General features: G+C 70.2%; 17 protein-coding genes and 1 pseudogene. 13 read left to right on the top strand and 5 right to left on the bottom strand.

Annotated features, from left to right (window positions below; genetic code table 11):
- Position 1: 1 nt before the first annotated feature.
- Entirely contained in the window at positions 2 to 1,258 is a 1,257-nt protein-coding gene (locus DT073_RS12655) for a sugar ABC transporter substrate-binding protein (RefSeq protein WP_124293709.1), read from the bottom strand.
- A 201-nt stretch (positions 1,259 to 1,459) separates the two neighbouring features.
- Here DT073_RS12655 and DT073_RS12650 point away from each other — a divergent pair, with 201 nt between their 5' ends.
- On the top strand, positions 1,460 to 2,473 hold the full coding sequence (locus DT073_RS12650; protein ID WP_124293708.1) for a LacI family DNA-binding transcriptional regulator: 1,014 nt from the start codon (positions 1,460 to 1,462) through the stop codon (positions 2,471 to 2,473).
- A gap of 17 nt (positions 2,474 to 2,490) precedes the next feature.
- Here DT073_RS12650 and DT073_RS12645 read toward each other — a convergent pair whose 3' ends face one another.
- On the bottom strand, positions 2,491 to 3,264 hold the full coding sequence (locus DT073_RS12645; protein ID WP_124293707.1) for an IclR family transcriptional regulator: 774 nt from the start codon (positions 3,262 to 3,264) through the stop codon (positions 2,491 to 2,493).
- Between the two features lie 124 nt (positions 3,265 to 3,388).
- On the opposite strand from DT073_RS12645, the gene DT073_RS12640 reads away from it, so the two are divergent.
- The 12 genes and pseudogenes from DT073_RS12640 (at position 3,389) to hutI (ending at position 19,280) form a co-directional block, all read left to right on the top strand.
- Entirely contained in the window at positions 3,389 to 3,739 is a 351-nt protein-coding gene (locus tag DT073_RS12640; RefSeq protein ID WP_124293706.1) for an STAS domain-containing protein, read from the top strand.
- Complete coding sequence (locus tag DT073_RS12635; protein ID WP_124293705.1) at positions 3,736 to 4,488, top strand: PP2C family protein-serine/threonine phosphatase; 753 nt, start codon at positions 3,736 to 3,738, stop codon at positions 4,486 to 4,488. The genes DT073_RS12640 and DT073_RS12635 overlap by 4 nt, the downstream gene beginning before the upstream one ends.
- Positions 4,485 to 7,703: a hypothetical protein gene (locus DT073_RS12630; RefSeq protein ID WP_124293704.1), complete on the top strand. Its 3,219-nt coding sequence runs from the start codon at positions 4,485 to 4,487 to the stop codon at positions 7,701 to 7,703. Before DT073_RS12635 ends, DT073_RS12630 begins: the two co-directional genes overlap by 4 nt.
- Complete coding sequence (locus tag DT073_RS12625; protein WP_124293703.1) at positions 7,700 to 8,872, top strand: polysaccharide pyruvyl transferase family protein; 1,173 nt, start codon at positions 7,700 to 7,702, stop codon at positions 8,870 to 8,872. The genes DT073_RS12630 and DT073_RS12625 overlap by 4 nt, the downstream gene beginning before the upstream one ends.
- Positions 8,869 to 10,152 (top strand): oligosaccharide flippase family protein, encoded by a 1,284-nt coding sequence (locus tag DT073_RS12620; protein ID WP_124293702.1) that lies wholly within the window; start codon positions 8,869 to 8,871, stop codon positions 10,150 to 10,152. Before DT073_RS12625 ends, DT073_RS12620 begins: the two co-directional genes overlap by 4 nt.
- A gap of 7 nt (positions 10,153 to 10,159) precedes the next feature.
- Positions 10,160 to 10,942, top strand: a complete 783-nt coding sequence (locus tag DT073_RS12615) for a dolichyl-phosphate beta-glucosyltransferase (RefSeq protein ID WP_124293701.1) — start codon at positions 10,160 to 10,162, stop codon at positions 10,940 to 10,942.
- Entirely contained in the window at positions 10,935 to 12,128 is a 1,194-nt protein-coding gene (locus DT073_RS12610; protein ID WP_124293700.1) for a glycosyltransferase, read from the top strand. Before DT073_RS12615 ends, DT073_RS12610 begins: the two co-directional genes overlap by 8 nt.
- Before the next feature lie 37 nt (positions 12,129 to 12,165).
- Positions 12,166 to 12,732 carry a response regulator gene (locus tag DT073_RS12605; protein ID WP_124293699.1) on the top strand — a complete coding sequence of 189 codons (567 nt, stop codon included), beginning with the start codon at positions 12,166 to 12,168 and terminating at the stop codon, positions 12,730 to 12,732.
- Positions 12,729 to 14,783: an ATP-binding protein gene (locus DT073_RS12600; RefSeq protein WP_124293698.1), complete on the top strand. Its 2,055-nt coding sequence runs from the start codon at positions 12,729 to 12,731 to the stop codon at positions 14,781 to 14,783. Before DT073_RS12605 ends, DT073_RS12600 begins: the two co-directional genes overlap by 4 nt.
- Positions 14,752 to 16,404 (top strand): annotated as a pseudogene (gene hutH / locus DT073_RS16085) (histidine ammonia-lyase); the annotation flags it as partial. The gene DT073_RS12600 and the pseudogene hutH, both read left to right, overlap by 32 nt.
- Positions 16,405 to 16,446: 42 nt before the next feature.
- On the top strand, positions 16,447 to 18,108 hold the full coding sequence (hutU, locus tag DT073_RS16080; protein ID WP_240638855.1) for a urocanate hydratase: 1,662 nt from the start codon (positions 16,447 to 16,449) through the stop codon (positions 18,106 to 18,108).
- Positions 18,105 to 19,280 (top strand): imidazolonepropionase, encoded by a 1,176-nt coding sequence (gene hutI / locus DT073_RS12590; RefSeq protein WP_124293696.1) that lies wholly within the window; start codon positions 18,105 to 18,107, stop codon positions 19,278 to 19,280. The genes hutU and hutI overlap by 4 nt, the downstream gene beginning before the upstream one ends.
- Positions 19,281 to 19,286: 6 nt before the next feature.
- On the opposite strand, the gene DT073_RS12585 is transcribed toward hutI, so the two are convergent.
- From DT073_RS12585 to DT073_RS12575, 3 genes are read right to left on the bottom strand one after another with little or no spacing between them, the layout of a single operon-like run.
- On the bottom strand, positions 19,287 to 19,760 hold the full coding sequence (locus DT073_RS12585; RefSeq protein ID WP_124293695.1) for a SixA phosphatase family protein: 474 nt from the start codon (positions 19,758 to 19,760) through the stop codon (positions 19,287 to 19,289).
- Entirely contained in the window at positions 19,757 to 20,659 is a 903-nt protein-coding gene (locus DT073_RS12580; protein WP_124293694.1) for an arginase family protein, read from the bottom strand. Before DT073_RS12580 ends, DT073_RS12585 begins: the two co-directional genes overlap by 4 nt.
- On the bottom strand, positions 20,656 to 21,003 hold the full coding sequence (locus DT073_RS12575; protein WP_240638607.1) for a gamma-glutamylcyclotransferase family protein: 348 nt from the start codon (positions 21,001 to 21,003) through the stop codon (positions 20,656 to 20,658). Before DT073_RS12575 ends, DT073_RS12580 begins: the two co-directional genes overlap by 4 nt.
- Positions 21,004 to 21,013: the final 10 nt, after the last annotated feature.

The raw sequence follows: 21,013 nt of genomic DNA, 5'->3' as shown, positions 1-21,013 counted from the left end.
GTCAGCCGACCACGGCCTCGAGGTTGCCCTGCACCGAGTCGAGGATGGTCGTCGGGTCGGACTCGGCCAGCGACTCCAGCTGCGCGTTGAAGTCGGTGATGACGGCCGCGGCGTCGGCCTGCGTCGGCAGGAACTGCGCGTACTCCGCGCCGTCGATGAAGGCGGCGAGGTCGGGGTTGGCCTCGCGCCACGCGTCGGCGGTGGTCTCCAGCGACGGCATGATGCCGAAGGCCTCGGAGAAGGCCAGCTGCTGCTCGGAGGCGGTCAGGTACTCCACCAGCTCGAGGGCGGCCTGCTGGTTGGGGCTGTCGGCGGCCATGCCCCAGCAGTTGGTGAACTGCAGGGTTCCGGGGCCGCCGGGGCCCTCGGGCAGCTGGGCGACGAGGTAGTTCACGTCGGGGTAGTCGTTGCGCATGGCCCCCTCGATCCAGTTGCCCTCGATCACCATCGCGGCAGAGCCGAGGCCGAACGCCTCACCGCCCCACCCGGCGCCGATGTCGGTGGCGTAGGCGAAGTTGCCGCCCTCGAGGTTGGTCTTGACGTACTCCAGGGCCTCGACGTTCTCGGGGCTGTTCGCCGTGGCTGCGCCGTCGGTGACGAGGCCGCCGCCGGCCTGGGCCATGAAGGCGCCGACGCGCTGCACCTCGGGACCGAAGGCGAGGCCGGTGACACCGCCGGTGGTGAGGGTCTGGCTGACCGTGGCGAGCTCCTCCCACGTGGTCGGCACGTCGTCTTCGGTCAGCCCTGCGGCCGCCCACAGGTCGGTGTTGATGATGAGCGCCAGGGTCGAGAAGTCCTTCGGGGCGCAGTAGAACTCGTCCTCGTAGGTGAAGTTCTCCACCAGCGGCGCATAGAAGTCGCCCGCATTGGAGAGCTCATCGCCATACGCCCGCAGCGAGCCGTTGTCGGCGTAGCCGGCGAGGGCGTCGGGGGAGAGGTAGAACAGATCCGGCGGCGACCCCGCGGCGAAGCCCTGCGCGAGCTGCTGGTTGAGGTCGCTGGCGATCTCGACGCTCGCCTCGACGCCGGATTCGGCCGACCACGCGGCGACGGCCTCTTCGACGGCTGTGGCCTCGGCCTCGCCGCTCGACGCGATGAGGACGCTGATGGGCTCGTCGGAGGAGGTCAGCTCGCCGTCGGCCGCGGCTCCGCCGCCGCCGTCGTCGAAGCTTCCTCCGCCGCATCCGGTCAGCACCAGGGCTCCGGCGGTGAGGATCGCTCCCGCGCCGAAGGCGGCGCGCATCTTCCTGCGTGTCATGTCTCCCTCTCCTTTGAATGAAGTCGCGACACCGGTGAGCTGGTCCGGGGTTCTTTGATCGATCAAATATGAACGTTCAAATCCGGTGTCGGGAAAACAATAAGTCGGTGGTCTTTCGGGTGTCAACGCCGAACGGCTACGCTCAAGTAACGATTTGATCGTTCAGATCCAGTCTTTGTCCACACCACCGGGGGGCGGAAGATGGCGAAAGCTCCGACCGTCGAAGACGTCGCGCGTCGCGCGGGGGTGTCGCGCCAGACGGTGTCGAACGTGATCAACACTCCGGCGATCGTGCGGGAGGAGACGCGGGAACGCGTGCAGCGCGCGATCGACGAGCTCGCCTACCGACCCCACGTGGCCGCGCGCAGTCTGCGCACGCGCCGGAGCTCCACCATCGGCGTGCACATCGATCCCTTCAGCGGCGGGATCTCGGGGGTCATCCTCGACCGCTTCATCCATGCGCTGACCGAGAATGCCACCGAACGCGGACTGCGCGTCCTCATCTACAGCGCCGCCAGTCGGGAAGAGGAGATCACCCGGCTCAGCGACCTGGTCGAGGGGGGCGAGATCGATGCCGCCGTGATCACCGGAACGGCATTCGGCGATCCCCGCGCCGGATGGCTGGACGGCCGGGGCGTCCCCTACGTCGCGTTCGGCAGGCCCTGGGGCGGGGGCGATGTCTGGGAGTCCGGCCACTCGTGGGTCGATGTCGACGGCGCGGCGGGAACGCGCGCCGCCACCGAGTATGCGCTTCAGGCCTCCGGGCCCGGCGTCGCCTGGCTCGGCTGGCCGGCGGACGCAGGGACGGGCGATGACCGGGAGCGCGGGTGGCGCGAGGCGATGGGCGCGGGCGCCGACTCCGCGCCGGCGTATCGCGTGCCCGACGGTGTCGCCGCAGCGCGGAGCGTGATGACCGCGGCGTTCACCGATCCGCACACGCGGAGCCGGATCGACGCGGTGGTCTGCGCGAGCGACTCGCTGGCCGTCGGCGCGCATCTCGCGGCCATGGACACCGGCGCCACGCACATCGGACTGTTCGGATTCGACAACACGCCCGTCGCCGAGGCGCTCGGGCTGTCCAGCGTGGAGCAGTCGCCGGAGCTCGTCGCCGCCGCGGCGCTCGATCTGTTGACCGACGATTCGGGGCGGCGCATCTCCACCGGCGAGAGTCCGCCCGAGCGGATGCTCGTTCAACCCCGCCTCGTCGTGCGCTGAGCGGGGCGAAGCGACGATCATCCGCCGATGCGCCGCGAGAGCTCGGCCGCGGTCCGGCGAATCAGGTCGGCGACATCATCGCGGGCCGGGGGGCGATCCTCGTCCCACGTGACCGCGATCGCGGCAGCCGGCCATCCGGTGTGATCGGTGACGCATGCCGCGATCGAGCGGAAGCCGAGGGTCACCTCGCCCTCTTCGACGGCGAGCCCGTCCAGACGAGCCTGGCGGAGCAGTTCCCGGAGCTCGCCGGGAGTGCGGGGTCCTCGTCCGGTCCGATCGGAGAACACCGACGCGTCGGGGTAGAGGGCTCTGACCTGCTCCTTGGGTAGGCCGGCGAGCATCGCGCGGCCCGTCGCGGTCAGATGCGACGGCAGTCGGACTCCGACGTCGGTGACCAGGGTGGGCCGGTGCGGCGCGCGCTCCTCGACGATATAGACCACGTCGCGCCCACTCATCACCGCCAGATGCGCGCTCTCCCCGATTCGGTCGACGAGGCTCGCCACCAGGGGGCGCCCCAGGCGAGCGAGCGGCTGCTGTCGCGCGAATCCCCCGGCCAGCTCGAAGGCGCCGATCCCCAGGCCCCAGCGGTGTTCATCCGGCAGGTGGACGACGAATCCCCGCCGGGCGAGGGTGCCGAGCAGATGGTAGACGCTCGAGCGGGGGAGCGAGAGTGACGTCGCCACGGCGTGCGCCGTCACCGGCCCGGCCTGCTGCGCCATGAGCTCGAGGATCCGCAGCGCGTGGTCTGCCGCCGGCACCGCGCGCCCGGTGCCTTCCGTCGTCGCGCTCATGATCCCCAGAATGGCGCATCATGCGTTGACATGGGTATATAAAGGACTATAAAGTCAACCTGCCACCGCGTGAGCGGATGCCCCTCGTCACCCGAAGACGTCGGGCGGGCCCCAAGGAGGAATCATGGACATCTCTGTCACCGCCGACACGGACGTCGTCGCCGTGACGCTGGCCGGACGCTTCGATGCGCACTGCGCCGAAGAGTACGAGCGTCTCGTCATCAGCGAGATCGGCCCGGATCGCGCAAACGTCGAGATCGATCTGGCCGGCGTGGAATTCATGGATTCGAGCGCGCTGGCATGTCTGGTGCGAACCCTGAAGGCGTGCACCGCGAGCGGCGGCGTCGTGACGCTCGTTGCGGTGTCAGACCCGGCCCGCATCATCCTCGAGCTCACCCGACTGGACGGTGTGTTCCCGGTCGTGGCGGACGTCTCCGCGGATCGCGGGCCCGCACGGATCGCGGTGGAACGATGACGCTCCTCGCCCCCGCACCCCCCGCCGCCGCGTGGGACGATCCGATCACCCAGGCCGCGCGCGTCCAGAGCGCCCTGGCGACGTCCTCTCACCAGCGCGCGGCCGGCACCGCCGCGGCGGGAGACGTGCGGAACCTCTCGGGCGTCGGCGGGGACTTCGTCGACGTCCTCCGCGTCGACGAACACCTCATCGCCGTGCTCGGTGACGTGTCGGGCAAGGGTGTCGCGGCCTCCCTCCTCGCCGCGATGGCGCTCGGGAGCCTGCAGCACCACGCGCAGGACCTCGGTCCGAACCCCGCCCGGATCCTCCGCGCCGTGTCGAGTTCGATGCGCGGCGCGCTCGACCGGACGAGCAGCATCATCACCCTCGCGATCGTCGCCGTCGACACCCGCGCGGGGCTCGTCCGCCTGGTTTCCGCCGGTCACCACCCGATCATGCGCGTGGATCGCGGCCGGGTGAGCCACGTCGCCGCCACCTGCCCGCCCATGGGCGTCGACGTCGGCGGCAGCGTCGAACGCGCCTGGGACAGGGGGACCGGCAGCGCCCTCGTCGTGGTCAGCGACGGTGTCGTCGATCAGGAGGATCCGAACGGATCGCCTCTGGGTCTCGCCGGTCTCGCGACCGCGCTGCGATCGACGCCGACGTCGGACCCTTCCGTGATCGTCGCCCGCACGTTCGACGCCCTCGAGAACCACGCGGGGTGGATGCCTGCGGTCGACGACCGCGCAGTTCTGGCGATCGTCACGTGAGCATCGCATCATCCGACCGCTCGTCGGAGGTCCGCGCCGGCCGACGTGTCGCTCGGGTGGTGTCGGTGCTCTTCTTCATCATCGCGTTCGTCGTCTTCCGCGACGTCCTGGCAGCCATCCCCTCGGTGCTGCGCGGTGACGCGGTCATCGTCGGCGACGAGCTGGTGCCCTTCTTCAACGTCAACAGCCAGCTGCTCGAGCAGGCAGCGGGCGAGTTCAATCAGCTCACGCACGGATACGAGTTCCGCGTGCGCTACTCGTTCCTCACCACCTGGCTCCGGCACTATCACGTGCTTCCCTTCGCGATCCTCCTCGTGATCCCGACCATCGTCGTCGCCGCCTATCGGACGGTGGTGTGGTTCGTCACGGATGTCTTCCGCACCCTCTCGCCGGTCACGATCGCCCTCGTCACGGCCCTTCCGGTCGGGCTGATCTACGCGATCATGATCTACGCCAAGATCACCCACTTCTACACGCTCGTGCTCGGCCTGGCGCTGGTGACCATGGCGATCCTCATCGTCCTGCACGCCCTGCTGTTCGAGCCGAAACACTGGGTTCGGCGCTCGGTGATCGCGAGTCTGCTCGTGCTGCTCAACCCTGCGGTGCACTATCTCGTGCTGTTCGCGGTGTTCCTGCTGATCGCGGGCGTCACGCTCGCCCTCGGGGAGCTGGCCCGGTGGATCCGCTCCGGCGGGCCCAGACGGTTGAAGAGGTTCCCGGCCGCCCTCTTCGACAGCGTCCGATCCCCTGACCGGATGCCGCGGTTGCGGCAGGCCCTGCACCGCTGGGGCGGCACGACCCTCGGCCGCGGCATCGTCATCGTCATCATCTTCGCGCTGGTGACGCTCATCCCGTACGTCCTCTTCGTGAAGTTCGTGGCGCTGCGCGGTGTGGAGAACCTCTCCGAGACGGTGCCCGGCGACTACTACTTCATCCGCGACGCGTCGGTGTCGTGGCTCCATGTCCTCAGCTGGGACCTCGCCGGCATCATGGACAAAGTCCTCTACGGTGACTACCTGGCGAAGGTGCCGAGGGTCAGCAACATCGTCTACACCCTCGTCTTCCTCATCCCCTTCCTCGTGCCGGCCGTGCGACGCTCGCTCCTGCGGACGCGGGCGCACCGGCAGCTGTTCGGCGTCCTCGCGGTCGTCGCCCTGTTCGCCGGCTGGGCGACGATCGGCTACGCCGAGCCGCAGTGGTTCCCGAGCTTCCACCGGTCTCTCGCGGCGGTCACGCGGACGCTCGCGGGCGTCGAGGGGCCTGTCGGGTCGATGAGCGTGAACATCGCCTCGACGATCGTCCAGGTGCTCCGCTTCCCGCACCGCTTCCAGCTCCTCCTCTTCGTCCTCGCCCCGGTGGTCATGTCGCTGACCCTCGCGTGGTCGGTCGACGCGCTGCACCACCGGTGGATGGTGCGGCGAGACGCGGCGGTGACCGAAGGCCGGCGGTCGTCCCGCGACACCATGCTGCTGCGGGGCGCGGCCGTGGTGGCGGTGGGGGCCGTCTTCTTCGCCCCCCTGCTGTCGAACACGAACTATCGCACCGTGCTGCTCTCAGGGAATTTCGGCACCTTCCTCGCCCCATACCCGCTGCACGACCTGCGCGCCCTCAAAGCCGAGCTCGAGACGCTCGAAGAGGGGAAGACCGTCGTGCTCCCTCCGACGGAGACGGCGAAGCTCGTCACCGCCGAGGACGGCATCGATCACAAGTTCATCGACAAGTTCTTCATCTACTACCTCGATGTTCCGAGCTACTACTACGGGCTCACCGGTGACAGCTCCAACAAGTTCGAGTTCTTCCTGCTGCTGCGCGGCCTGTACTACCAGCAGGACTGGTGGATCAACGTCGCCCGCGACATCGATCTGCGTTACCTCGTGGTCAACAAGAAGCTGCGGGACAACCGAGGAGTGGGGGCGGAATACCTGCCGGACGTGGAGGACTACATCGGTCCGGCCATGAAGCGGCAGGAAGCCTTCGGGTTCGTCGAGGAGCGTTTCGAGAACGACAGCTTCGTGCTGTACGAACTGGTCGACCCGCCGGCTGAGGAACGGCCGTCGCTGGTCGTCACATCGGGGTGGAGCGACTATCTCGCCCTGCTGTGGAACCGTCTGGAACTCAGCCGTTGCTACGACCTGGAGTACCTTCCGTTCACCGACAAGACCGTCGCGGCGGGTGGCGATCCCGACACGCTCTTCTTCTCCGGAGCGGCGTCGGGGACGACGGCGCTCGACGGATGGGCGCTCGCCCATCGGGATGCGTTCTTCACGCCGTCGCCGAAGATGTTCCCCTTCAACTCCGACATCGTGGCATCCAGCTACTACCTCTCCCCGATGTTCCGGGCGTTCCTGATGTTCTCGACCACGAAGTGGAACCGCACCGGCATGATCACCCCGGGGGTGTTCGGCACGCTCAAGGGCTCCTTCGTCGCCGTGCCGCGGGCCACGAACTTCGCCATCCAGCTGCGTGCACCCGAGGCAGGGCGCTACCGCCTGCTCCTCCGCGGTGCGGCGACCATCAACGCGCTCACCCTCGACTCGCCGACGGCCGAGGTGGTCCGCTCGCTCGACATGCGCTCGACTCCCGGATCGCTGGACTTCTACCCCGAGGAGACGGTCTACTCGTCCGACCGCGTGCCGGTTGCGACCGAGGTACTGTCTCCCTCGGACCTGGAGCAGCGGATGGCCGATGGGCTCGTGCCGGTGAACTCCCGCTACGAGTACCACGACCTCGGGACGGTGGAGCTCAGCGCCGGTTCGCACACGCTGCGGTTCGACAAGCTCGACGCCAACCCGCTTCTCGTGGAGGGCGTGCTTCTCGTTCCGGACGACGAGTACGGTCGCGTGACCGAGGCCGGCGCCCCCGACACGGTGTCGGCGGCGGATCTGTCGTGCTCGCGCACCTACGAGGTCTTCGGCCCCGACAGCGAAGGCTATGTCGACCCCGCGGCCGGCGAGGTGCACGAGGACCTCTCCGAGGAGGAGCTGCTCAATCTCGCCGCCTCCGGCGTCGAACAGCTCACCCCCGACGAGACCGGTGGGCTGGGGGCGGACTGGCTGGTGCTGATCCTCTCCGCGGCTCTCGTGCTCGCCGCGGGACTCACCGTCCGTGCCCGGACGCGTCCGCGCCCGGATGAGGTCGGCACCGTCGTCCCCTCCCGACCCGCTGCGTCGCCCGACGACGCGCCTTTCCCCGATTCGACGAAGGACACCCCATGACATCTCACGCATCCCGCTCGAACCCGCGTCGCATTCTGCTGCTCGGCACCCACGGGCAGCACAACATCGGCGACGAGCTTCTGCTCGAGACCTTCCTCCACGAGCTCGGCGACGACCACGACTACGTGATCAACACCTACGACCGGGCAGACACCGCCGCGCGGCTGGGCGACCGCTACCTGTACACGCTCATCGACACCGCTCGCGACCGGTGGTCGTTGCTGCGCCACCTGTGGACCTCCGAGCTCGTCGTGTTCGCCGGGGGGAGCATTCTGAAGGAGCTGTCGGCGGCGACCCGCCGCCCGCGGTACGCCACGCTCCTGATGATCTGGGCGGTGGTTCTGGGTGCGCGGCTCGCCGGCCGCACGCCCATCGCCATGCTCAACATCGGCGTCGGACCCCTCCGCACGCGCCGCGGGCGGCTTCTCGCGCGGCTCATTCTGGCCTCGGTCTCCTTCGTCACCGTTCGTGATGCGGCCTCGCTGGAGATGTGCCGTCGGATCGGCGCGGCCCGACGCGTCCGTCCGTCCACCGATGCCGTGTTCGGTGTGTCGCCTCGCTGGCTGCGCGGGGGCGACGACGACCGCGTCGACGGCTCGGGGCCGTGGCGCATCGCGTTGAACCTGAATCACGATGTCGAAGCACCCGAGCTGTGGGATGCCGCGATGCGGGCGCTGTCCGAGGCGTTGACGGTGCTCGCGGCGGAGCGGTCCATCGAGCTTCACCTCCTGCCCATGCAGTCCCGCGGGAAGGAGCACGACGACGCCACCGTCCTGCGTGCCTTCGCCCGCTCCCTCCCCGGCGTCCCCGTCGTCGAGCACGCGCCCGAGGACCACCGCGACGTCGCGTCGATCATCAGCTCCTGCGACGTGGTGGTCGCCGAGCGACTGCACGCTCTCATCACCGCATCCAAGCTCGGCATCCCGGTCGTCCCTCTGATCTACGACACCAAGGTCCGCGAGATCAGCCACCAGATCGGCGCCGTCGATCGCGCCGTCGACCTCTCGGTGCCGTTCTCCGCCGACGCCGTTCTCGGGCCGCTCCGCCGGATCGCCGCCGCCCCGCGAGAGACCCGGGAGCAGCAGCAGTCCGCGGTCGATCGGCTCACCGTGCGCGCCCAGCAGGATTTCGGCCGGGTGCGGGCGTGGATCTCAGCGAGGACGGCATGACTCGCCCGCTGTCGGCGCGGATGCGTCCCGGACTCCTGGGCGGTGCGTCGGTCCTCTCCCTGACCATGGTCGCCGTGAGTGCGGTGAACTACGGGCTCAACGTGGTGCTCGTGCGCCTCCTCGACCCTGCGCAGTTCGGAGACGTCGCCCTCGCCATCACGGTGGTCCTCACCGCGAGCGTCGTCGCTGCGACGCTGCAGATGGTCGCCTCGCGCTCGGTCGCGGCGGATCCGGCGAGCGCGCCGGCGGTCCGGCGTGTCCTGCTGCGCGCCGCGTCGGTCGCCGGTGCCGCGGCCCTCGTCCTCCTCGGGGGCGGAGCGTGGATCCTCGCCGATCTGCTGCGCACCTCATCACCGTGGATCTTCGTGATCATCGCCGCCGGCCTGCCGGTGTACTTCCTCCAGGCCGTTCATCGTGGGCTGCTGCAGGGGCAGCTGCGGTTCACGCGGGTCGCCGCGAGCTACGCCGCCGAAGCGGGTGTCCGGCTCCTCATCGCCGTGACGCTCGTCATGTTGGGGTTCGGCCCGATCGGCGCCGCCCTCGGGATCTTCGCGTCGTTCCTGGCATCGGCCGCCGTCGCCTGGACGCGGCGTCCGGAGTCCGGCTCCATCAAGACGGCGGCCGCGGCGCTGGGAACGGCAGTGGCCTCGGCATCGATGATGCTCCTCGCGCAGGCACTGGTGAACAACGCGGATGTGGTGGTCGCCAAGGCGCTGTTCGCTCCGGCGGCCGCCGGAGCGTACGCCGCGGCCGCGGTGCTGTGCCGATCGCTGTACTTCCTGGCGTGGACCGTGATCCAGGTGAGTGTTCCGCTCCTGGCCTCCGCCGCGACCGCGGCCGCCCGCAGACGCATCATCCTGGTCGCCGGCGGCGTCATCTGCGCCCTCGGTGTGCTCGGCGTGATCGCTGCCGCCACAGTGGGCGATGAGGCGGTGCGCATCGTGTTCGGCCCCGCCTACGGCGCTGCGACCGTCCTGCTCGTCCCCTCGGTGCTCTGCGCCACCGTCCTGTCGGCGTCGACGTTCATCGCCGCCGTCGATCTGGCCGCCGGCCGCTCGGGAACGGCCGCCGTGCTGCTCGGCGGAGCGGTGCTGCAGGTGCCGATCCTGATGTTCCTCGCCACCGACCCGCTGTCCCTGATCCTCTTCCAGGTGCTCACCATGACCCTCACGCTCGCCGGCCAGGGCGTTCTCGTGGTGTCCCGCCGGATGCGACGCCCCACCCTCCGCCCGCACGCGGGCGAGCTCCACCCCACCACACCCACCGTTTCCGCGAAATGAGAAGACGATGAACCCTCCATCCCCGTCCTACGCCGCCTGCGTCGCCTGGCGCGAAACCCCTAATTCTCGACCCGTCGACCTGAGCGTGGTGATCCCGGCCTTCAACGAGCAGGCGCGGATCATCCCGACCATCGCCGCGTGGGTGGCGCATCTTGCGCCCCGCGACCTGTGCTGGGAGATCGTGGTCTCCGACGACGGATCGACCGACGCCACGACGGCCTTGATCGAGCTGATCGGGCACGTCAACGTGCGGCTCGTGCGCGCGCCGAAGAACGCCGGGAAGGGAGCGGCGGTCCACCGCGGGTTCTCCGGGGCCCGCGGTCGGATGGTGCTCTTCTGCGATGCCGATAACGCCACCCCGGTGCAGGAGATCGACGGCCTCATCGCCCGGCTCCGCGCGGGTGCGGACGTCGCGGTGGGATCCCGCGCCGCGCACGGTGCCGACGTCAACAACCGTTCCGTCCTCCGCTCGGCGATGACCACCGGCCTGCGCCGACTCGTCTCGCTGGGCCTGGGCATCGCGGTGACCGACACCCAGTGCGGGTTCAAGCTCTTCACCGCAGACGCGGCGCGCAGGGTGTGCGCCGTCCACACGATCGACGGTTTCGCCTTCGATCTCGAGATGCTCTACCTGGCGGAGCGCCTGGGCCTCACCGTCGCGGAGGTTCCGGTGCGGTGGTACGACGCGCCGGGCTCGACCGTGCGCCCCCTGCAGGAGGCGGTGCGCTTCCTGGCCTCGATCGTCCGCATCCGGATGAACGCCGCGAGAGGACTGTACGCGCATGCCTGACACCACGATCGCCGTCGTGACGGCGCTGACGCCGAGCCCCACGACCCTGGCCGAGTACGGCCTGCACTTCCTCACGTCCCTCGGCCGCAAGCCCGGCGTGCGGGTGGTGGCTCTCGTGGAAGACCTCCCGGTGACCTACCCCGACATCGACGGGGTGGAGATCCGCCGTGCGTGGCGGTTCGGAAGCGTCGGAAATCCGCTCTCGATCCTCCGGGCCGCCCGGGCGGTCCGGGCGGACGTCGTCATCGTCAACGCCCACTTCACCAGCTTCGGGTCGTCGAAGCCGGCCGCCGCCCTGGGGTTGATGACCCCGGCGCTGCTGCGGCTGAGCGGGATCCCCGTGGTGACGCTCCTGCACAACATCATGGAGACCGTGGATCTCGGCGCCGCGGGCTTCCGCAGCAACCGGGCGGGGGAGGCGCTGGTGCGTGCCGTGGGGTGGTGCCTGACGAGGATGATCCTCACCTCGAACCTGGTCACCACCACGATGCCGAGGTACGTCGAGATCCTGCGCCGCCGCTATCGGGCCGGGAATGTGGCGCTCACCCCGCACGGGTCTTTCGCGACCGCCGCCGCCCCGCCGGATTCCACGCCGACTCGGACGATTCTGACGTTCGGGAAATTCGGGACCTACAAGAAGGTCGAGGGCCTCATCCGCGCGTTCCGGCTTCTGGACCGACCCGAGCTTCGTCTCGTCATCGCCGGCACCGACAGCCCCAACACGCCGGGCTACCTGCACGCTGTGGCCGACGAGCTCGGCGGCCCCGACGTCGACTTCCTCGGCTACGTGCCCGAGGAGGAGGTGGAACCTCTCTTCCGCAACGCCGTCCTGACCGTCTTCCCGTACACCGCGACCACCGGAAGTTCCGGAGTCCTGCACCAGGCCGGGGCCTTCGGGTGCCCGCCGGTGCTTCCCCGCATCGGCGACCTGGAGGATCTCATCGAGGAGGAGGGCTTCACGGGGTCGTTCTTCGAGCCGGGGAATGATGCGGATCTCGCGCGTGCGATGGGGGAGCTGCTCGACGACCCCGATCGGCGAGAGGACGTGGTCCGGCACAACCGGGTGGCGGCCACGGGCCTGCCGCTCGAAGATGTCGTCGACTGGTATCTCCTGCACATCGGCAGCATCCTGTCCCGTGACCCCCGGATGCTGCTCGCAGATTCCCCTGTCGCGGCGATGGCATGACTTCCGTGAACTTCATAAAGATTTGTAAGATGAAACCATGATCAGCAGCCCCGAGCTCGTCGCCCGCATCCGCGCAGCCAGCGGCGACACCCAGGAGGGACTGGCCAGACGGCTCGGGGTCTCCTTCCCGACGATCAACGCCTGGGAGCGCGGGCGCAGCGAGCCGACGCCGCGCCACCGGTCATCCCTCGAGCAGCTCGCATCGGATCTCGGCGTGGTCCATGACTTCGTCGTGATGGTCATCGACGACGACCCGGTCACGGCGGAGCTGGTGCGCGCGGCTGCGGCCGACGTCGATCCTGCGGTGACCGTCGAGTCCGCGTCGAACGGATGGGAGGGGCTGGTGCGGTGCGGTGCGGTGCGCCCGCATCTGCTGTTCCTCGACATCATGATGCCCGGGATCGACGGGATGGAGGTGGCCCGTCGCCTGCCCTCCGTCGAGGGGCTGGACGACCTTCGCATCATCTTCGTCACCGCCTCGCAGAGTGCAGACGTCCTCCGGCGTGCCGGCGAGCTGGGCGCGGGCGTGCTGTCGAAACCCGTCGACATCGACGAGCTTGCCGCGATGATCCGCACCGTCATGGACGAGGCGACGGTGCGGTGACCGATCACAGCCTCGACGTCCTCGGAGACATCGTCGAGGGTCTGCCCGTCGCCGTGTATCGCACTTCGCCGGCGGGGCGCTTCCTCGCCGGCAACACGGCGCTTCTGCAGATGCTGGGCGTGGCATCGTTCGACGATCTCGCGTCGCTGCACGCGCGCGACATCTACGCCGATCCCGCGCGCCGCGACTGGCTCCTGCGCCGAGCGCAGGCAGGACTGCCGATCCCCGTCGAAGACCTGCAGATCCGGCGGCGCGACGGCGGGCTGCGGTGGGTGCGGATCAGCTCGCACTCCATCCGCGACGACGACGACGAGATCGTCTACTTCGAGGGCGTCATGGAAGACGTCACCACGCTGCACGCCGTCGACGCCCAGCTCCGCCGGTCGAACGAACTGCTCGACACCCTCACGCGGATGCAGGATCAGTACGTCGCCGGGGCCGATGTCGGGCCCCTCTTCGACGGCCTGCTGTCCGACCTGCTGGCGTCGACCGAGAGCGCCTACGGGTTCATCGCCCAGGTGCTCGAGGACGCCGACGGGCGGTTCCTCCGCACGTGGGCGATGACGGACATCTCCTGGAACGACGCGACCCGCGAGATGTTCCGCGCGGCGGGACCGCAGGGGATGGAGTTCCACAACCTCGACACCCTCTTCGGGCGGGTGGTGACCACCGAGGCGCCCGTGATCTCCAACGAGCCGCTCCAGGATCGGCGTGCCGCCGGCCGCCCCTACGGTCATCCGCCGCTGGATTCGTTCCTCGGCGTGCCGATCCTCCGCGGCGGCGCGGTGATGGGCGTCGTGGCCCTGGCCAATCGCCCCGGTGGTTTCGATGAGGAGTTCGTGCACTTCCTCGCGCCCCTGACCGCGACCGTGGGGAGCCTGATGGAGGCGGTCACGGCTGATCGCGACCGGGCTCAAGCCGAGCGGCGGCAGGCGCACAGCGAGGCACTGCACCGGCTCATCGTGGAGCGGGCCGCCGACGCGATCGTCACCTTCACCGACGACGGGCGGATCGTGCTGGCCAACCGCGCGGCGCGGAACCTGGTGGATGCGGCGGACGTGGATGCCGACGTCCTCGGTGCTCCGATCACCGGATTCCTCCCGCCTGACAGCGTCGACGGGTCTCGCGAGCTCGCCCGTCAGGCCTCGACCGACGGGAAGACCGTCGACATGCAGCTCCTGCGCCGGGACGGCGCGATCATCGACGTGGAGGCGAGCTTCGTGCGCGGCCGATACGACGACGAGGACGTCACCACCGTGATCGCGCGCGACATCGAGTCGCGCAAGGCGACCGAGGCGGCGCTCCGGGTCGCCCGCGACATCGCCGAGAGCACGGCACGGGCCAAGGACGAACTCCTCGCCGGGATGAGCCACGAGCTCCGCACCCCCCTGAACGCGGTGATCGGTCTGAGCTCGATCCTCCGCCGGGAGCTCCACGGCCCCCTCACCGACAAGCAGCGCGCCTATGTCGAACAGATCGAGAACAGCGGGCGCCATCTGCTGGAGGTCATCAACGGCATCCTCGATCTCGCGAAGGCGGAGGCGAGCAAGTTGACCGTCGATCTGCGACCCGTCGACGTCGGCGAGGTCATCCGGGATGCGGTCGGTCTGTCCGGCGACCTCGCCGTCGGGAAGGGCTTGACCGTCACCCGCGACCGGGCCGACGGGCTCCCCGTCGTCGACGCCGACCCGGTCCGGGCGCGTCAGGTGCTGTTGAACCTGCTGTCCAACGCCGTCAAATTCACCCCGCGTGGCGGGCGAGTCGCCGTCCGAGCCGACGTCCGGGGGCCGTGGGTCGACATCTCCGTCATCGACACCGGCATCGGGATCGCTGCCGACGATCTCGAGCGCATCTTCGAGCCGTTCGAGCAGGCCGACTCCTCGCTCGCACGCCACTACGAGGGCACGGGTCTGGGGCTCGCTCTGAGCCGGAGCCTGATGGAGCTGATGGGAGGGACCCTCGCGGTGCGAAGCGAACCCGGACGCGGGGCGGAGTTCATCGCCTCGTTCCGCCGGACGGATGCCGCATCCGCCCTCGGTTCCGGCGACTGATCCCACCGACGGCCGCGAGTCTGGGATCTCAGACACCGCCTTCGTGAAACGCCTGCGCTCCGGGCCGAATGGGAGTGGAATCGCTCGTATGGCGCTTCCCTCCTCGACCCGCCCCCACGTCTCCATCGGGGGTGCACCGCTGTCACCGACGGAGGTCGTCGCCGTCGCCCGTGACCACGCTCGTGTCGAGCTCGACGACATCGCCCGTGAGCGCGTCGACGCCTCCCGCGCCCTGATCGAGCGACTCGCCGACGACCCGCGCCCGCACTACGGCATCTCGACGGGGTTCGGCGCGCTCGCGACCACCTTCATCGCCCCCGAACGACGCCGCCAGCTGCAGGCGAGCCTCATCCGCTCGCACGCCGCCGGAACAGGAGCCGAGGTCGAAGAGGAGGTGATCCGGGCGCTGCAGCTCCTGCGCCTGCAGACCCTCGCCTCGGGACGCACGGGCGTGCGCGCCGAGGTCGTCGAGCTCTACGCGGGGATGCTGAATGCGGGGATCACGCCGGTCGTCCGCGAGTACGGCTCTCTCGGGTGCTCGGGCGACCTCGCCCCCCTCGCGCACGTCGCGCTCGCGGCGATGGGGGAAGGCGAGGTACGGGTGCGCGGCGGACACGTCACGTCGGCGCGGGAGGCGCTCGCCGCGGCATCCCTCGCCCCCGTCGTCCTGGAGGAGAAGGAGGGACTCGCCCTCATCAACGGCACCGACGGGATGCTGGGGATGCTGCTCCTGGCCGCCCACGACCTGGAGATGCTCTTCGACACCGCCGATATCGCCGCGGCGCTCTCGATCGAAAGCCAGCTCGGAACCGACGCGGTCTTCGCCGCCGATCTGATGCAGCTGCGGCCGCACCCAGGTCAGCGGGATTCGGCCGCGCATCTGCGGGCCCTCCTCGCCGGATCGGGCATCGTCGCCAGTCATCGCGATCCCGACGTGTGCACGCGGGTGCAGGACGCCTATTCGCTCCGCTGCAGTCCGCAGGTGCACGGTGCGGCGCGCGACACCCTCGCCCACGCCTCCGCCGTCGCCGCGCGCGAACTCGCCGCCGCGATCGACAATCCCGTCGTGACACCGGACGGTCGCGTGGAATCCAACGGCAACTTCCACGGCGCACCGATCGCCTACGTGCTGGACTTCCTCGCGATCGCCGTGGCCGACATGGCGTCGATCTCGGAGCGGCGCACCGACCGCGCGCTCGACGTGGCGCGCAACCAGGGCCTGCCGCCCTTCCTCGCCCACGAGCCCGGGGTCGACTCGGGGTTCATGATCGCCCAGTACGGCGCGGCCGGGATCGTGTCGGAGCTCAAGCGCCTCGCCGCTCCTGCCTCGGTGGACTCGATCCCGTCGTCGGCGATGCAGGAGGACCACGTGTCGATGGGCTGGGCCGCAGGCCGCAAACTCCGTCGTGCCCTCGACGGCCTGGCCCGTGTCCTGGCGATCGAGGTGATGGTCGGGGTGCGGGCGCAGCAGCTTCGCGCGCCCCTTCCGCCCGCACCCGCCACCGGCGCGGTCGCCGCGCTGGTGCGTGATGCGTGCGGCGGTCCCGGTCCCGATCGATTCCTCTCGCCCGAGATCGAGGCTGCCACAGACCTCGTCTCCACCGGCGCGATCGCCCGGGCCGCGGCATCCGCCCTGTCACCGATCACCCACGAGGAGGACTGCATGACCGACGTCCACGCCCCTGCCCGCTCGATCCGCGCGCCCCGCGGCGGTGAGAGGACCGCGAAGAGCTGGGGAGCGGAGGCTGCCAAACGCATGCTCATGAACAACCTCGACCCCGAAGTCGCCGAGCGACCCGACGACCTCGTCGTCTACGGCGGCACCGGAAAGGCCGCCCGCTCGTGGGAGGCCTACGACGCGATCATCCGCACCCTCGACGAGCTCGAGCCCGACGAAACGCTGCTCGTGCAGTCGGGCAAGCCCGTCGGCGTCTTCCGCACACATGAGTGGGCACCCCGCGTGCTCATCGCCAACTCGAACCTCGTCGGTGACTGGGCGACGTGGCCCGAGTTCCGACGCCTCGAGCACCTGGGTCTGACGATGTACGGCCAGATGACCGCAGGATCGTGGATCTACATCGGCACGCAGGGCATCCTGCAGGGGACGTACGAGACCTTCGCCGCCGTCGCGCGATCGATGGGGCGCGACTCGCTGGCGGGCACGCTGACCCTGACCGGCGGGTGCGGCGGCATGGGCGGCGCGCAGCCACTCGCCGTCACCCTCAACGGGGGAGCGGTGCTCATCGTCGACGTCGACGAATCGCGGCTCGCGCGTCGTGTTGAGCACGGCTACCTCGACGGGTACACCACCGATCTCGACACCGCCGTCGCGCGGGCCGTCGCCGCCCGATCCGCGGGCCAGGCGCTCTCCGTCGGGGTGGTGGGGAACGCGGCGGAGGTGTTCCCCGAGCTTCTGCGTCGAGGCGTTCCGATCGACATCGTCACCGATCAGACCAGCGCGCACGATCCGCTTTCGTACCTGCCCGTCGGCGTCTCGGTGGCGGAATGGCACGTCGAGGCCGAGCGCGACCCGGTGGAGTTCACGCGGCGGGCCCGCGCGTCGATGGCCGAGCAGGTGGCGGCGATGGTGGGCTTCCAGGATGCCGGGGCCGAGGTCTTCGACTACGGCAACTCGATCCGCGCCGAGGCGCAGCTGGGCGGCTTCGACCGGGCCTTCGCCTTCCCCGGCTTCGTGCCGGCTTACATCCGTCCGCAGTTCGCCGAGGGGCGCGGGCCGTTCCGCTGGGTGGCGCTGTCGGGTGACCCCGAAGACATCCGCAAGACCGACGAGGCCGTCAAGGCCCTGTTCCCCGACGACGCCGGGCTCGTGCGCTGGCTCGACAAGGCCGGCGACGCGGTGCACTTCGAGGGACTTCCGGCGCGCATCTGCTGGCTCGGCTACCAGGAGCGACATCTCGCGGGCCTGAGGTTCAACGAGATGGTGGCCTCCGGCGAGCTCGCCGGGCCCATCGTGATCGGGCGCGACCACCTCGACGCCGGCTCCGTGGCCTCCCCGTACCGCGAGACCGAGGCGATGGCCGACGGTTCTGACGCGATCGCCGACTGGCCGCTGTTGAACGCGCTGCTGAACACGGCGTCGGGCGCGTCGTGGGTGTCGATCCACCACGGCGGCGGCGTGGGCATCGGTCGGTCGATCCACGCGGGCCAGGTCACCGTCGCCGACGGAACGCCGCTCGCAGCCGAGAAACTCGCCCGGGTGCTCGTCAACGACCCCGGCACCGGCGTCATGCGCCACGTCGACGCCGGCTATGACCGCGCGCGGGAGGTCGCCGCCGAGCGCGGGCTGAAGGTTCCAATGCCGTGAGCGGGACGCTCATCACGAACATCGGCGAACTGACCACGAATGTCGCCCGCGGCGGCGACGCGTGCGGCACGATCCGCAATGCGGCCGTCCTCGCGCGGAACGGCCTCATCGCGTGGGTCGGGTGTGCTCGCGACGCACCGTCGCCCGGCTCCGACACGAAAGTGGTGGATGCCGCTGGCCGGGCTGTGCTGCCGGGGTTCGTCGACGCGCACACCCACCTGGTGTTCGGGGGCGACCGCGCCGACGAGTTCGAGGCACGGATGGCCGGCAGGCCTTATACCGCCGGCGGCATACGTCGCACCGTCGCGGCCACGCGCGCGGCCGGTGAGGAGGAGTTGCGCGGCCGCCTCGCGGGGTTCATCCGGGAACTGCGCCGTCAGGGCACGACGACCGTGGAGATCAAGACGGGGTACGGGCTGACCGCCGACGACGAGGAGCGGCTCGCTCGCCTCGCGGCCGAGGTGACCGACGAGGTGACCTTCCTCGGGGCGCACGTCGTCCCGCCGGAGTACGCCGATGACCGCCGCGGCTACCTCGACCTCGTCTGCGGACCGATGCTCGAGCGCTGCGCGCCGTTCAGTCGCTGGATCGACGTCTTCTGCGAGGACGGCGCCTTCACCGAGGCGGAGGCGCGCCGGGTCTTGGCGGCGGGTGTCGCGCGGGGCCTCGCGCCCCGCGTGCACGGGAATCAGCTCGGAGAAGGGCCGGGTGTCGCCCTGGCGGTCGGCCTCGGCGCCGCATCCGTCGATCACTGCACATTCCTCAGCGACGCCGACGTGGCTCTCCTCGCGGGTTCGCAGACGGTCGCCACGCTTCTCCCCGGAGTGGAGTTCTCCACGCGCCAGCCCTATCCCGACGCCCGCCGTCTCATCGACGGGGGGGTCACCGTCGCCCTCGCGAGCGACTGCAACCCCGGGTCGAGCTTCACCAGTTCGATGCCGCTCATGATCGCCCTCGCGGTGCGCGAAATGGGGATGACGGTCGCCGAGGCGGTGTGGGCGGCGACGGCGGGGGGAGCCCGTGCGCTCCGGCGCACCGACGTCGGCGGTATCGCCCCCGGGATGCGAGCAGATCTGGTGCTCTTGGATGCTCCGTCACGGATCCATCTGGCCTATCGGCCGGGTGTGCCGATCGTCGCGGCGGTCTGGAAAGACGGGGAACGCGCCGCGTAGCCCGCCTCAGCGGGGCGTGTCGATGTGCCACTCGTCCGGGTCGACCGCGCCGACGACCGCCCAGTCGTCATCGTCCCAGCGGAACCGGGCGACCGCGCACGTCGGCATCTCGCCGATCCGGCCGCCGGAGAGCGCGTCGGCCAGCTCGGCCATCCCGGGGTTGTGGGCGACGAGCATCACGCGCAGGGCGCCGCTCGTCGACGCCGTGGCGAGGAGCGTCGCGGGCGGGGCACCGTAGAGGTCGGGAACGAGGGTGACCGCGGTCTCGAGCGCCGCGGCGAAGGCCTCGGCGGTCGTGCGGGCGCGCACGGCCGTGCTGGACAGCAGCGCATCCGGGCGGAAACCCGTCTCGGCCAGGCGCGCGGCCATCCGCGGCGCATCGCGCAGGCCGCGCTCGTTCAACGGGCGATCGTGATCGCGGAGCCCGGGGTCGCCCCAGTCCGACTTCGCGTGTCGCGCCAGCACCAGTTCGATCGTCATGGCATCGCCCTTCCCGCCAGGAGTTCCAGAACGCACAGCGCCGCCAGCCGCACCGTCCGGCCGTCCTCGGTGTCGGCCGTCGCGTCGACCTCGACGATATCCGCGGAGACCAGCCGGGTATCGGCTGCCGCCGACCGCACCAGCGCCCGGAGCGCGTCAGCGCTCAGCCCACCCGGAACCGAGGCCGGGCACCCCGGCGCGACCGAGCGGTCGCAGACGTCCACGTCGATGTCCAGGTGCACGCCGCCTAACCCCGCCCCCGCGATGGCGAACGCCTCGTCGATGAGGTCGGCGGCCGGGCGCCGGCGAACCTGATCGAGGGTGATGAGCGTGATCCCCAGATCTACGGCGCGCGCGACGTAGGCGGGGGAGTTGGCGAAGTCGGCGATGCCGATCTGCACGATCCGGCGCGGATCGAGCCCGTCGTCGATGAGCCGGCGCACCGGCGAGCCGTTCGACCTGCCGTCGCGCAGGTCGAGATGCGCGTCGAGGGTGATGAGGCCGCCCGCCTTCGCGCCCTGGGCGACCGGCACGGTCGCGGCGTTGTCGCCCCCGAGGGCGATGACCATCCCGCCACGAGCGACGAGATCGGCGACGACGCGGCGGACGCGCGCCTCGCCGGCATCGCCGTCGGGCTCGGCCACATCGCCCGCGTCGACGATCGACATCGCGGCATCGAGGTCGAGCGCGGGCGGACCGATCAGGGTGGCGCTGTAGCGCTGCAACGCCGCGCGGACGGCGGCGGGGGTGGCGTGCGCTCCGGTCGCCGACAGCGAGGTCCGCCACGTCGGCACACCGAGGATCGCCACATCGACCGGCCCCGAGGTCTCGGCGCCGTCGTGCGCGGACGGCCACTCACCGGCACGGGGCCAGAGGGGGTCGTGGAAGAGGCCGCTCACACCGACACGTACACCCAGGCGACGCGGCCGCTGGCGAGCGGGGCGGAGATGCGGCGGTAGAGCGACACTTCGTACTCATCGGCGGCGTCGAGCTCGTCCTCGGTGATGCTCAGGACCTTCCCCACCACCTTGTCCAGCGGATTGCCCGTCGCACGCACGATGGGGTGCACCGCGTGCCCCGAGACATCCACCACCCGTTCGTCGACGATCTCGGCGTAGTCGACCGTGAACCCTGGCAGGATGTCGGGCTCGGCCGCGACGATCCTGCCGAAGGTGTCCAGCTGCACCTCGGGCTGCTGGAGAGTGCCGTAGCTGAAGAGCAGTTCGTCGCCCACCGATTCCACGCGCTCACTG

The organism is Microbacterium sp. ABRD28, assembly GCF_003850245.1.
In the GTDB taxonomy this organism is placed as follows: domain Bacteria; phylum Actinomycetota; class Actinomycetes; order Actinomycetales; family Microbacteriaceae; genus Microbacterium.
The sequence above is the reverse complement of the archived record's forward strand: the minus strand, read 5'-3'. Positions and strand labels throughout refer to the sequence as shown.

Excerpts from the sequence above, each read along its gene's own strand:
- DT073_RS12605 (WP_124293699.1), top strand. The coding sequence starts at position 12,166 with ATGATCAGCAGCCCCGAGCTCGTCGCCCGCATCCGCGCAGCCAGCGGC.
- DT073_RS12585 (WP_124293695.1), bottom strand. The coding sequence starts at position 19,760 with ATGACGATCGAACTGGTGCTGGCGCGACACGCGAAGTCGGACTGGGGC.
- DT073_RS12645 (WP_124293707.1), bottom strand. The coding sequence starts at position 3,264 with ATGAGCGCGACGACGGAAGGCACCGGGCGCGCGGTGCCGGCGGCAGAC.
- DT073_RS12640 (WP_124293706.1), top strand. The coding sequence starts at position 3,389 with ATGGACATCTCTGTCACCGCCGACACGGACGTCGTCGCCGTGACGCTG.
- DT073_RS12625 (WP_124293703.1), top strand. The coding sequence starts at position 7,700 with ATGACATCTCACGCATCCCGCTCGAACCCGCGTCGCATTCTGCTGCTC.
- DT073_RS12655 (WP_124293709.1), bottom strand. The coding sequence starts at position 1,258 with ATGACACGCAGGAAGATGCGCGCCGCCTTCGGCGCGGGAGCGATCCTC.
- DT073_RS12620 (WP_124293702.1), top strand. The coding sequence starts at position 8,869 with ATGACTCGCCCGCTGTCGGCGCGGATGCGTCCCGGACTCCTGGGCGGT.
- DT073_RS12610 (WP_124293700.1), top strand. The coding sequence starts at position 10,935 with ATGCCTGACACCACGATCGCCGTCGTGACGGCGCTGACGCCGAGCCCC.
- DT073_RS12650 (WP_124293708.1), top strand. The coding sequence starts at position 1,460 with ATGGCGAAAGCTCCGACCGTCGAAGACGTCGCGCGTCGCGCGGGGGTG.
- hutU (WP_240638855.1), top strand. The coding sequence starts at position 16,447 with ATGACCGACGTCCACGCCCCTGCCCGCTCGATCCGCGCGCCCCGCGGC.
- DT073_RS12635 (WP_124293705.1), top strand. The coding sequence starts at position 3,736 with ATGACGCTCCTCGCCCCCGCACCCCCCGCCGCCGCGTGGGACGATCCG.
- DT073_RS12615 (WP_124293701.1), top strand. The coding sequence starts at position 10,160 with ATGAACCCTCCATCCCCGTCCTACGCCGCCTGCGTCGCCTGGCGCGAA.